Below are 13,966 nucleotides of genomic sequence, written 5' to 3'. Positions count from 1 at the left end.
CCCCCGAAGGGACCCCCCATGCCTTCTCTCTCCCTCGACTCCGTGCTGCTCGACGTTGCCGCCGTGCTCGGTGAGGAGCCCGGTGACGTGTCCGTCGACGAGAACCTGCAGGACCTCGGCCTCGACTCCATCCGCGTCATGACGCTCGTCGAACGCTGGCGCGCCGCCGGCACCGACGTCGAGTTCGCCGAGCTCATCGAGGCCACCCCCACCATCCGCGGCTGGCACCGGCACCTCACCGCCTCCTGATCACCGCCCCGCCCCGACCGCACCACCCCCGAGGAGAACCATGAACACCCGTGCCGCCCGCGGCCGCACCGCCGCCGCACTCGCCGGCGCAGCCGCCCTGCTGACCCTGACCGCGTGCGGCGGGAACGGCTCCGGCGCAGCCGGGGCCGCGGGCGGCGAGGACGCGAAGGGCCGGGTGATCGAGGCGAGCAACGGCAAGGTCACCGTGCCCGCGGACGCCAAGCGCGTCGTCAGCATCTCCTACGCCACCGGCGCCCTGCTGGACCTCGGCGTCGAGCCCGTCGGCACCAGCGCCATCGACGAGAACAACCCCGTCGAGCTGCTGCCCTCGCAGACCGAACGGGCCAAGAAGATCACTTCGATCGGCTCGGGCATCGAGACGAACATCGAGAAGGTCGCCTCGCTCAAGCCCGACCTGATCGTCGTCGAGGGCGCCGCCGCCTTCGACTGGAACGTCAAGAAGCTCGAAGGCATCGCGCCCACCCTCTACTTCGGCATCAAGACGCCCGTCGACCTGCTCAACGCGCAGGAGAAGATCGCCCAGGCCGTCGGCAAGGAGGACGTCTTCACCAAGCTCAAGGCCGATTACCGGCAGAAGGCCGAACAGATCAAGAACACCTACGGCGCCAAGCTCAAGTCCGTGAACTGGGCCGTCGCCTCCTCCTACGGCAACGGCGAGTTCATCGTCGACACCCGCACCTCGTGGGTCGGCCGCATCCTCGCCGACGCCGGCGCGAAGTTCGCCAAGGCCTCCGACGACGGCAAGGAGCACGAGGTCACCTACTCCCAGGAGAAGATCGACGTCCTGTCGGACGCCGACATCGTCCTCGTCCCGCGCACCGCCGCCACCGGCGAGGTGCCCAAGGAGGTCAAGGAGCTCCAGGAGAAGCCCTCCTGGAAGCTGCTGAAGGCTTCCAAGGACAACCACGTCCTGCCGGTCACCTACGCCACCGCCGACCGCTACGGCACGGCACTCGACGTCCTCGGCCGGATCGAGGAGATCCTCAAGGGCCTTTAGCCCGGCCGCCCGTAAGCACACCCGCACTCCCTCCCCGTACCACGAACGACCCGGAAGGCCGGCATGTCAGAGGTGACCAGCGACGCAGGACGGTTCCTGGAGCTCACGCGAGCCCAGGAGGGAGTGCTGGCGGCGCAGCGGATCGACCCCGGCAACCCCAGCTACAACGTCGGCCAGTACGTGGAACTCCGGGGCGCGATCGACGCCGCCGCCCTGGAGGAGGCCCTGCGCCGCACCCTCGCCGAGGCCGACGGCCTGCACGTCCGGCTCGCCGAGCACGAGGGCCGCACCGTGCTGCGCCCGGTCCCCTTCGACGCCGTGGGCTGGCACCTGCCCCGCCTCGACACCACCGGTGCCGCCTCGCCCGTCGACGCCGCGATCGCCCTCGTCCGCGACCAGCTCGCCTGCCCGCCGCGCCTGGAGCCCGGCGACGGCTCCGGGCCGGCCCCGGCCCTGACCGGCTCCCTGCTGGTCACCGTCGCCCCCGGCCACCACCTGTGGTTCCAGTACTTCCACCACCTCGTCGTCGACGGCTACAGCGTCGCCCTCTTCACCCGCCGCGTCGCCGCCGTCTACACCGCCCTCGTCCGCGGCGAGGACGTGCCGCCCTCGCCGTTCGCGCCCGCCTCCGTGCTCGCCGACGCGGACGCCGCCTACCTCGCCTCCGGCAAGCCGGGGGCCGACCGCGCCTACTGGACCGCGCGGCACGCCGGCCGGCCCCGCGTCACCGGCCTGACCGAGCAGACCGCGCAGGCCTCCCGGACCTCCCTGCGGCACCGCGTCGGCCTCGGCGCCGAGCGCTCCGCCGCCGTCCTGGCCGCCGCGGCCGCCGTCCGCTGCACCTGGGCCGAAGCGGCCACCGCCGCCGTCGCCGCCTACCTGCACCGCATGACCGGCACCACCGACGCCGTCCTCGGCATGCACTTCATGGCCCGCAGCGGGCCCGGCACCATGCGCGTCCCCGGCATGGCCGTCAACGTGCTGCCCGTTCGCCTCGCCGTCGAAGGAACCGACACCTTCCCCGGCCTGATCCGCCGCGCCGCGGGCGAACTCAAGGACGCCCGCCGCCACCAGCACTACCGCGGCGAGGACATCCGCCGCGACCTCGGCCTCGTCGGCAGCGACGAGCGCCTGCACGGGCCGATGCTCAACCTCAAGCCCTTTGACCTCGGCCTCGACTTCGCCGGTGTCCCCGGGCACACCGTCAACCTCGCTTCCGGACCCGTCGAAGACCTGTCCGTGTCGGTCAGCAAGAGCCCCGACGACGTCCTCCACCTCGAATTCGACGCCAACCCCGCCCTCTACGACGCCGCCGCCCTCGCCGCGCACGCCGAGCGCTGCACCGACCTCATGGGACGCCTCGCCGCCGACCCCGAGCTCAGCCTCGGCCGGGCCCGGCTCCTCGCCGACGGCGAGCGCGAGAACGTGCTGCGCACCTGGAACGCCACCGGCCGCGCCGTCGCCCCCGCCACCCTCCCCGCCCTCATCGCCGAACGGGCCGCGGCCACGCCCGCCGCCACGGCCGTCGTCTTCGAGGACGAGGAGCTCACCTACCGCGAACTCGACGAGCGGGCCGCGGCCCTGGCCCGTACGCTCACCGCCGCCGGCGCGGGCCGCGACACCGTCGTCGCCGTCGCCGTCCCGCGCTCCGCCGCGCTCATGGTCGCCCTCCTCGGCGTCCTCAAGTCCGGCGCCGCCTACCTGCCGCTGGACACCGGCTACCCGGCCGAGCGGCTGGCCGCCATGGTCGAGGACGCGGCCCCGGTGCGGGTCGTCACCGTCCCCGAGGTGCTCGACCGCCTGCCGCGGAGCGCCCGCGACGCGGCCCTGCTGCTGGACGACGCGACCGGCGACGCCCGCGACGCCGAGGTCACGGCCCCCGCACCCGGCGACCCCGCCTACGTCATCTTCACCTCCGGCTCCACCGGCCGCCCCAAGGGCGTCGTCGTCACCCACCGCGCCATCGTCAACCGCCTCGCCTGGATGCAGCACACCTACCGGCTGCGCCCCGACGACCGCGTCCTGCAGAAGACGCCCGCCGGCTTCGACGTCTCCGTCTGGGAGTTCTTCTGGGCGCTGTGCGAAGGCGCCACCGTCGTCCTCGCCCGCCCCGAAGGCCACAAGGACGCCGCCTACCTGGCCCGGCTCGTCGCCGGACAGCGCATCACCACCCTGCACTTCGTGCCGTCCATGCTCCGCGCCTTCCTGGAGGAGCCCACGGCCGCCGCGGCCTGCGCCGGGCTGCGGCGGGTCTTCTGCTCCGGCGAGGCCCTGCCCGGCGACGTCGTCGACCGCTGGTACGCGGCGCTGCCGGCCGTACCGCTGCACAACCTGTACGGGCCCACCGAGGCCGCCGTCGACGTCACCTACCACCGGACCGAGGCCGGTTGCGGTGCCGTGCCGATCGGCCGGCCGGTGTGGAACACGCGGCTGTACGTGCTCGACGCGGCTCTCCGGCCGGTGCCGGTGGGCGTGCCGGGCGAGCTGTACCTGGCCGGTGACCAGCTCGCCCGCGGCTACCTCGGCCGCCCCGGCCTGACCGCCTCCCGCTTCGTCGCCAACCCCTACGAGGGCGGCGGGGCGCGCATGTACCGCACGGGCGACCTCGTGCGATGGGCCCCCGGGGGCGTCGTCGAATACCTGGGCCGCACGGACGACCAGGTCAAGATCCGCGGCTTCCGCATCGAACTGGGCGAGATCGAAGCCGCGCTGGAGGCCCTGCCCGGCGTCGCCCAGGCCGCCGTCACCGCGCGCGAGACCGCGCCCGGCGGGCCGCGCCGCCTCGCCGGCTACGCCGTCCCCGAGCCGGGTGCCTCGCCCGACCCCGAGGTGCTGCGCGCCCGGCTCGCCGCCACGCTGCCCGAGCACATGGTCCCGCCCGTGATCGTCCTCCTGGACGCGCTGCCCCTCAGCCTCAACGGCAAGCTCGACCGCAAGGCCCTGCCCGAGCCCGCCCCCGTGGCGGCCACGGGCTCCCGGGCGCCCCGCACGGAGGCCGAGCGGGTCCTCGCCGCGCTCGTCGCCGAGCTCCTCGGCCTGGACGCCGTCGGCGCCGACGACAACTTCTTCTCCCTCGGCGGCGACAGCATCTCCGCCATCCAGCTCGGCAGCCGCGCCCGGCAGGCCGGGTGGGGCATCACGCCCCGCGAGGTCTTCGAGCGCAAGACGATCGCCGCGGTGGCGGCGGTCGCCGAACGGCTCGGCGGCCCTGCCGCCGCCGACCGCCGCGAGGACGCCACCGGCCCGGTCCCGGCCACGCCCATCACGGAGTGGCTGCGCGAACGCGGCGGCCCCGTCCGCCGCTTCGCCCAGACCACGGCCGTCACGGTCCCGCCGGACCTCGACCCGGAGCGTCTGGAAGGGGCGCTCGGTGCTTTGACGGAGCGTCATGAGGCGCTGCGGGTACGCCTCGTAGAGCACGGCGCCACGGGCGCCGACGCCTCCGGTACGGAGTCCGGTGGCTACGGCGGCTTCGACGGCATTCCCCAACCCGGGGCCTGGTCCACCGAGATTCTTCTCGCCGAGGCCGCCCCCGCCGTCGTTCTCCATCGCGCCGACCTCACCCGTACGCCCGCCGGCGGCATCGACGCCGCCGTCGAGGGCGAGCGCCGCGCCGCCGCCGGACGGCTCGACCCCGCCGCCGGGGCCGTGATCGCCGCCACCTGGTGCGACCTGGGCCCGGACGCCCCCGGGCGGCTCGTGCTCGCCGTGCACCACCTCGCCGTCGACGGCGTCTCGTGGCGCATCCTGCTGCCCGACCTGCGCGCCGCCTACGAGGGCCGCGAGCTCGCCCCCGCGAGCACCCCGCTGCGCCGCTGGGCCCGCGGCCTGCACGCCGCCGCGACGAGCGATACCGTCCGGGCCCAACTGCCGTACTGGCGGGAGGTCCTCGCCCCCGGCGCGGGACCCCTGCTCGGGGAGCGGGCCGTCGACCCGGCCCGCGACACCGCGGGCACGAGCCGCACCCTGCGCCTGACCCTGCCCGCCGAGCGCACCGCCCCGCTCCTCGGCCGGGTGCCCGCCGCCCGGCGCGCCGGCGTCGACCACGTGCTGCTGACCGGCCTCGCCCTCGCGTTCGCCGGCCGCCGCCGCGACCTGCTGATCCGCATGGAGGGCCACGGCCGGCAGGACCACCTCGTGCCCGGCGCCGACACGGCCCGCACCGTCGGCTGGCTCACCAGCGAGTTCCCCGTACGCCTGGACCTCGAAGCCCTCGCCGGGGACCCGCTGCGCGCCCTCGCCCTCGTCAAGGAGCAGCTGCGGTCGCTGCCCGACGACGGCACCGGCTACGGCCTGCTCCGCTACCTCGATCCCCGGTCCCGCGCCGAGCTCGCGGCCGCCCCAGCCCCGCAGCTGCTCTTCAACTACCTCGGCCGGTTCACGTCCGGCGACGGCCTCTGGGACACGACCGGCGACGCGTTCGCCGCGAGCGCCGACCCGGAGCTGCCCGCCCTCCACGCCCTGGAGATCGGCGCGTTCGTCCACGACCGGCCCGCGGGCCCCGAGCTCACCGCCGTCCTGACCTGGCCGGAGGGAGTCCTCACCGAGGACGCCGTGCGCGACGTCGCCGACCGCTGGTTCCGCGCCCTCGACACCCTCGCCGCCGGGGCCGCGCGCCCCGGCGCCGGCGGGCTCACCCCCTCCGACGTGCCCCTCGCCGGCCTCGGACAGGACGCCCTCGACCGCCTGCAGGCCGCCCGCCCCGGCACCGAGGACGTCCTGCCGCTCTCCCCGCTCCAGGACGGGCTGCTCTTCCACGCGCTCTACGAGACCGCCGCCGACGACCTGTACACGTCCGTCACCGGCCTGGACCTGACCGGGCCGCTCGACGAGGCCGCCCTGCGCCGCGCCGTCGACGCCGTCGTCGCCCGCCACCCCGCCCTGCGCGCAGCCTTCGACCACACGAGCACCGACCGCCCCCTGCAGACGATCGCCGCAAGGGCCACCGTCCCGTGGACCGTGCACGACCTCACCGGCACCCCCGCCGACGGCCTCGCCGCCGCCGTGGACGCCGTCGAGACCGCCGAGGCCACCGCCCCCTTCGACCTCACCCGGCCGCCCCTCCTGCGCTGCGCCCTGCTGCGCCTGGGCCACGAGCGGCACCGCCTCGTCCTGACCCGCCACCACATCGTGATGGACGGCTGGTCCACCCCCGTCGTGCTGCGCGAGATCGTCAGCGCGTACGCGGCCGGCGGCGACGCCTCCGCCCTGCCGCCCGCCGCCTCCTACGCCGGCCACCTCGCCTGGCTGGCCCGCCAGGACGAGACGGCGCACGCCGCCGCCTGGGCCACTGCCCTGGACGGCCTGACGGCGCCCACCCTGCTCGCCGAAACCCTGGCCCACGAGGCCACGGCCGGGACCGGCGCCCGCGCCGGTGAGGTCGACCTGCCGCTGCCCGCGGAGACCGTCACCGCCCTGACCGGCCTCGCCCGCAGCCACGGCCTGACCCTCAACACCCTCGTGCAGGGCGCCTGGGCCGTCCTCCTGAGCCGCCTCACCGGCCGCACGGACGTCGTCTTCGGCGCGACCGTCTCCGGCCGCCCCGCCGACGTGCCCGGCGTCGAGTCGATCGTCGGACTGTTCAGCAACACCGTCCCCGTCCGCTTCGCCCTGGACGAGGACGAGACCGTCGCCGCCGCACTCGCCCGCCTCCAGGAACAGCAGGCGCGGCTCCTCGACCACCAGTACGCGGGCCTCGCCGGCATCCAGGCCCGCGCCGGGCTCGGCACGCTCTTCGACACCCTCCTCGTCTTCGAGAACTACCCCGTCGACCCCGACGAGCTCACCGCCCCCGACCCCGCCGGCCGCCCGGGCCGCCTGCGCGTGACCGGCATCGGCAACCGCGGCGCCACCCACTACCCGCTGACCGTCCTCACCCTCCCCGGCGACGCGCCCCGCATCACCGTCGAGTACCGCCCGGACACCTTCACCGCCGAACGGGCCGCCGACCTCGGGCACCGCCTGCTGCGCCTGCTCGCCGCCATGGCCGCCGACCCCGGCACGACCGTCGGCTCCCTCGACGCCCTCGCCCCGGCCGAGCGCCGCACCCTCCTGCACACCTGGAACGCCACCGCGCGCGACGTGCCCGCGGGCACCGTCGTCGACGCCTTCGAGGCCCAGGCAGCGGCGACGCCGGACGCCACCGCCGCCGTCTGCGGCGACACCCGCTGGAGCTACGCCGAGCTCGACGCCCGCGCCGCCGCTGTGGCCCGCCGCCTCGCCGCCCTCGGCGCCGGCCCGGACACGGTCGTGGCCCTGGCCCTGCCCCGCTCCGCGGACCTCGTCGCCGCCGTCCTCGGCACCCTCAAGGCCGGCGCCGCCTACCTGCCCGTCGACCTGGACCATCCGGCCGAGCGCGTCGCCCTGATGCTGGAGGACGCCGTCCCCCTCGCGGTCCTGACCACCCGTCCCACCGCCGGGCACCTGCCCGCCCTGACCGGCGACCGCTTCACGACGCTGTACGCGGAAGACATCACCCAGGACGCCACGGACGTCATGCACGCCACGGATGGCACGGACGCCACGGCGGACGTCACGCCGCGGCGGCCCGCCCCCGACGACCTCGCCTACGTCATCTTCACCTCCGGCTCCACCGGCCGCCCCAAGGGCGTCCAGGTGCCCCACCGCGGCCTGGTCAACATGCTCGACCACCACCGGTCCACCGTCTTCGCCCGGGCCGTCGAGGCCGCGGGAGGCCGCCGCCTGCGCGCCGCCCACACTGCCTCGTTCTCCTTCGACTCCTCCTGGGAACAGCTCCTGTGGCTCATCTGCGGCCACGAACTCCACGTCTACGACGAGGAACTGCGCCGCGACCCGCAGGCCCTGGCCGCCCGGCTGCGCGCCGACCGCATCGACACCCTCGACGTCACCCCGTCCTTCGGCCGGCAGCTCATCGAGTGCGGCCTGCTCGACGGCGGACACGACGGCGGGCATGACGGCGGTCACGACGACGGCCACCGCCCCGTCCTGTTCCTCCTCGGCGGCGAAGCCGTCGACGCCGCCCTGTGGACGCGGATCCGCGAGACCGGCGGCGTCATCGGCCACAACTTCTACGGCCCCACCGAGTACACCGTCGACACCCTCGGCGCGGCCCTCGACGACAGCCCCGCCCCGTCCGTGGGCCGGCCCATCGCCAACACCCGCGTGTACGTCCTCGACGCGCGCCTGCGGCCCGTGCCCGCCGGCGTCCCCGGCGAGCTGTACATCGCCGGCCCCGGCCTCGCCCGCGGCTACGGCAACCGCCCCGCGCTGACGGCCTCCCGCTTCGTCGCCGACCCGTTCTCCGGCACGGGCGAGCGCATGTACCGCACCGGCGACATCGTCCGCCGGCGCGCCGACGGCACCCTGGACTACCTCGGCCGCGACGACGACCAGGTCAAGATCCGCGGCTTCCGCGTCGAGACCGGCGAGGTCGAGGCGGCCCTGACCGCCCTGGAGAACGTCTCCCGGGCAGCCGTCCTGGCCCGCGCGACCGGCACAGGCGTCAAGCGCCTCGTCGCCTACGCCGTCCCCGCGCCCGGCGCCGCCGCCGAACCCGCCGCCCTGCGGGCCGCGCTCGCCGCGCGGCTGCCCGAGTACATGGTCCCGTCCGCCGTCGTCGTCCTCGACGCCCTGCCCCTCAACGTCAACGGCAAGCTCGACCGGCAGGCCCTCCCCGAGCCCGGCGCCGCGGACTTCGCCGGCACCGGCGGGCGCGCCCCGCGCGACGAACGCGAGGCCCTGGTGTGCGGCGCCTTCGCCGGCGTGCTCGGCCTGCCCGCCGTCGGCGCCGACGACGACTTCTTCGCCCTCGGCGGCCACTCCCTGCTCGCCACCCGCCTCGTCGGCCGCATCCGCACCGCCCTGCAGACGCACCTCACCGTGCGCGACCTGTTCGAGGCCCGCACCCCGGCGGCCCTCGCCCGCAGGCTGCGGCACACCGGGCCCGGCCGGTCCGGGCCCACCGCACGCCCGCGCCCGCAGGAGCTGCCGCTCTCGCCCGCCCAGGCCCGCCTGTGGTTCCTCCACCAGCTCGAAGGCCCCGGCACCGCCTACACCATCCCCTGCTCGCTGCGCATCGACGGCGCCGTCGACACCGAGGCCCTGCGCGCCGCGTTCGCCGACGTCGTCGCCCGCCACGAGGCGCTGCGCACGGCCTTCCCCGCCACCGACGGCCGCCCGTACCAGAAGATCCTCGCCCCCGAGGACGCCCACGTGCCCTTCGACGTACGGCACGTGTCCCCGGACCGGCTGGACGAGGCCGTCGCCGCCGCCGGCGCCCACGCCTTCGACCTCGCCGCCGCACCGCCCGTCCGCGCCACGCTCCTCAGCAGCGGCCCCGAGACCCACGTCCTTTGTGTGGCCCTGCACCACATCATCGGCGACGAGTGGTCCGAAGGCGTGCTGCTGCGCGACCTCGACACCGCCTACGCGGCCCGCCGCCGGGGCACCTCCCCGGTCCGGCCGCCGCTGCCCGTGCAGTTCGCCGACCACACCCTCTGGCAGCGCGACCTGCTCGCCGGTCCCGCCGACGGCGACCGCCTCACCGCGTACTGGACCGAGCGCCTCGCCGGCCTGCCGGAAGAACTGGCCCTGCCCGCCGACCGCCCGCGCCCGGCCGAGCCGACCGGCCGCGGCGGCGCCGTCCGGCTGCGCCTGCCCGACGCCCTGCACGGAGCGCTGCGCGACTACGCGCACCGCACCGGCGTCACCCCGTTCATGGTCACCCAGGCGGCCGCCGCGCTCCTGCTGGGCGCCCTCGCCGGCAGCAGCGACGTGCCGCTCGGCACCCCGGTCGCCGGACGCGCCGACGAAGCCGTCGAGAACGTCGTCGGCTTCCTCGTCAACACCCTCGTCCTGCGCCACGACCTGAGCGCCCCCGAGGGCGGCGCCGCGCCCACCTTCGACCAGCTGGTGGAGCGAGCACGGGAGACCGTGCTCGGGGCACTAGCCCACCAGGACCTGCCGTTCGACCGCCTGGTCGAGATCGTGAACCCCGAGCGCTCGCTCGGCCGGCACCCGCTGTTCCAGGTGATGGTCCAGCACCGCAAGGAGGCCACGGGCCTGGACACCCTGCTGGGCGCCCGGACCGAGCTGCTGCCCGACCCCCTGCACGCCGCCCGCTTCGACCTCGCCTTCACCTTCCTGGAGTCCGCCGACGGCGCACACACCGACCTGACCGTCATCCACGCCGCGGACCTGTACGACCGCGCCACCGCCGAGCTGCTCGCCGGCCGGCTGCTGCACGTGCTGGAGCAGGCCCTCGCCGCGCCCGGCCGGACCGTGGACCGCGTCGAGGTGATGAGCCCCAGCGAGAGGCGGGCCCTGGCGGAGGAGTGGAACGCCACGGGGCGGGAGGTGCCGTCCGGCACGCTGGTCACGAGGTTCGCGGAGCGGCTGGCTGCCGTGCCGGAGGCCACGGCGGTGGTGTACGAGGGTCGTGAGCTGACGTACCGTCAACTCGACGAGCGGGCCGGTGAGCTTGCCGCCGAGCTGGTCGCGGCCGGTGCCGGGCCGGACCGGATCGTGGCCGTGGCCGTGCCGCGGTCGGTCGAGCTCATGGTCGCCCTGCTGGCCGTGCTGAAGTCCGGCGCCGCCTACCTGCCGCTGGATCTCGACCACCCGGTCGAGCGCCTGAGGACGATGGCCGAGGACGCCGCGCCGGTGTGCGTGGTCACCGTCCAGAGCGAGCGCGGACGGCTTCCTGACCTGGACGGCATGCCGGTCGTCCTGGCCGACCGGCCTCGTACGGCACAGGCCTTCGCACCGGTTGCGGCGGGGCCGCAGCATGCCGCGTACGTCATCTACACCTCCGGTTCGACCGGTCGTCCGAAGGGTGTGGTGGTGACGCACGAGGCGATCGTCAACCGGCTGGACTGGATGCGGGAGGCGTACGGGATCGAGCCGTCGGACCGGATCCTGCAGAAGACCCCGGCGAGCTTCGACGTCTCCGTATGGGAGTTCTTCCTGCCGCTGGTGAGCGGTGCCGCTGTTGTTCTCGCCCGGCCGGGCGGGCACCGCGAGCCGGAGCACCTCGCCGAGGCGGCGGCGCGCTCGGGGGTCACCACCGCGCACTTCGTGCCGTCCATGCTCACTGCCTTCACCGCGGCTGCCGAGGAGGACGAGGCGATCCGTACGGGTTTCGCCGGCGTCCGTCGTGTCTTCTGCTCCGGGGAGGCGCTGCCCGCTGCTGCGGTGGACCGGTTCGCCGCGCTGTGGCCGGACATCGAGCTGCACAACCTGTACGGGCCGACCGAGGCCGCCGTCGACGTCACGTACCACCGGACCGAGGCCGGTTGCGGTGTCGTGCCGATCGGCCGGCCGGTGTGGAACACGCGGCTGTACGTGCTCGACGCGGCGCTGCGGCCGGTGCCGGTGGGTGTGCCCGGTGAGTTGTATCTGGCCGGTGTGCAGCTGGCCCGCGGTTATCTGAACCGTCCCGGGCTGACCGCATCCCGCTTCGTCGCCGACCCGCACGGCAGCGGCGAGCGCATGTACCGCACCGGCGACCTGGTCCGCCGCCGTGCCGACGGCGCCGTCGAATACCTGGGCCGCACGGACGACCAGGTCAAGGTCCGCGGCTTCCGTATCGAACTCGGCGAGATCGAGGCCGCGCTGACGGCCCTGCCCGGCGTCGCCCAGGCCGCCGTCATCGCCCGTCCCCTGGCGCCCGGCGGCACCCCGCAGCTCGTCGCCTACGCCGTCCCCGCCGCGGGCGCGGCCCCCGCTCCGCAGGAGCTGCGGGACGCCCTCGCCGGACGGCTGCCCGAGCACATGGTGCCCGCCGCCGTCACCCTGCTGGACGCGCTGCCGCTGAGCGTCAACGGCAAGCTCGACCGCAAAGCGCTCCCCGCGCCGGCCCGCGCCGCCGCCCGCCCGGACGCAGCGGCTCCCGCCCGCCCGGACAGCCCGGCCGCGGCGATGGCCGGGGTGTTCGCAGAGGTTCTCGGCCTCCCGGCGGTCGGCGAGGACGACAACTTCTTCGCTCTGGGCGGCGACAGCATCGTCTCCATCCAGCTCGTCAGCGCCGCCCGCAAGGCCGGTTTCACCGTCGCCGCCAAGGACGTGTTCCAGCACCCCACCCCGGCCGCCCTGGCCGCCGCGGGCGCTCGCGAGGAACAGGAACCGGCCGGTGCCCCGGCGGCACCCGCTGCGGATGAGGACGGCGAGTTCCCGCCGCTGCCCGTCGTGCACTGGCTGCGCGAACGCGGCGGCCCGGTGGACCGGTTCAACCAGTCGGTGCTGCTGACCGTCCCCGCCGGACTGCGCCCCGAGCCGCTCCGCGAGGCCCTCGCCGACCTCGCCCGCAACCACCCCGCCCTGCGGCTGCGCCTGGACCGGACCGGCGGCCTGTGGACCCAGGAGGTGCTGCCCGCCGCCGAAGCGCCCGCCGTCACCGACCCGGCGACACTGCGCCGCGCCGACATCACCGGCCTGGAAGGGACGGCACTGCACGAGCTGCTCACCAAGGAGGCCGACGCCTCCGCCGCCGCACTCGACCCGGACAAGGGCACCGTCCTGCGCGCCCTGTGGTGCGACGCGGGCCCCGGCGCCGAGGGAAGGCTGCTGCTGACCGTCCACCACCTGGCCGTCGACGGCGTCTCGTGGCGCATCCTCGTGCCGGAGCTGGCCGACGCCTACGCCGCCCGCGCCGCGGGCCGCGCACCCGCCCTCGAACCCGAGGCCACCGGGCTGCGCGCCTGGGCCGCGCACCTGCTGCAGCACGCCCACACCCGCACCCGTACCGCCGAAGCCGCCTACTGGCGCACCGCTTTGGCCGGACCGCAGGCCCCGCTCTGCCGCACCGCCGCCGACCCGCGCCGCGACACCACGGCGACCCTGCGCACGCTGCGGATGACCCTGCCCGCCGACCGCACCGAGCCCCTGCTGACCACCGTGCCGCAGGTCTTCTCCGCCGGCGTGGACGACGTCCTGCTGGCCGGGCTGGCCCTGGCCGCCGCCGACGTGCGCCGCGCAGCAGACCCCGGCCTGCCCGCCGCGCACACCGGCGCCCTGCAGATCGACCTGGAGGGCCACGGGCGCGGCGGCAGCGACGCGGACGGCCTCACCCCTGACCTGTCACGCACCGTCGGCTGGTTCACCACCGTCCACCCCGTACGCCTGGACGTCAGCGGCGTCGGCCTCGCGGACGCGCTGGCCGGCGGACGGCAGGCCGGGACCGCCCTCAAGCAGGTGAAGGAACAGCTGAGGGCAGCGCCCGACCGCGGCCTCGGCTACGGGCTTCTGCGCCACCTCAACGCGCAGACCGCACCCGCCCTGGCCGCCCTCCCGGGCTCGCAGCTGCTGTTCAACTACCGCGGCCGCACCGACCACGGCGCCGCTGCCGGGGCCCGCGAGGCCTGGTCCTTCGCCCCGGACGCGGAGCGGGCCGCCGTCGCCGAGGGCGCCGCACCCGACGCGGCCATGCCCGCCCCGTACCCGCTGGAGATCGACGCCGTCGTGCGCTCCGGCCCCGCCGGGCGGCCCGAGCTGGCCGTCGAATGGAGCTGGCCGCGGGCCCTGTTCACCGAGGAGCAGGTCGCCGCCCTGGCCACGCGCTGGTTCGATGCCCTCGACGCGCTCGCCCGGCACGCCGCCGCGCCCGGCGCGGGCGGCATCACGCCCTCCGACGTGCGCCTCGTCTCCCTCGACCAGGCCCGCATCGACCGCCTGGAAAACCGCCTGCGCAGGCGTCGATGAGCCTCCGCGGCCTCCCCGTCC

The 13,966-nt window shown here is 75.7% G+C and carries 3 protein-coding genes; all 3 read left to right on the top strand.

Going from position 1 to position 13,966, the window contains the following annotated elements:
- Positions 1-249: phosphopantetheine-binding protein (locus tag ACSNOH_RS17165; protein ID WP_436722221.1), on the top strand; the 249-nt coding region annotated here is incomplete at its 5' end.
- A 40-nt stretch (positions 250-289) separates the two neighbouring features.
- Positions 290-1,267, top strand: coding sequence for an ABC transporter substrate-binding protein (locus ACSNOH_RS17160; RefSeq protein ID WP_436722220.1), 978 nt, complete (start codon positions 290-292; stop codon positions 1,265-1,267).
- A 63-nt stretch (positions 1,268-1,330) separates the two neighbouring features.
- A complete protein-coding gene (locus ACSNOH_RS17155) occupies positions 1,331-13,945 on the top strand; it encodes an amino acid adenylation domain-containing protein (protein WP_436722219.1) in 12,615 nt (4,204 codons plus the stop codon).
- Positions 13,946-13,966 lie beyond the last annotated feature (21 nt).

It is taken from the genome of Streptomyces sp. URMC 127 (assembly GCF_051386535.1).
GTDB lineage: Bacteria > Actinomycetota > Actinomycetes > Streptomycetales > Streptomycetaceae > Streptomyces.
The sequence above is the reverse complement of the archived record's forward strand: the minus strand, read 5'-3'. Positions and strand labels throughout refer to the sequence as shown.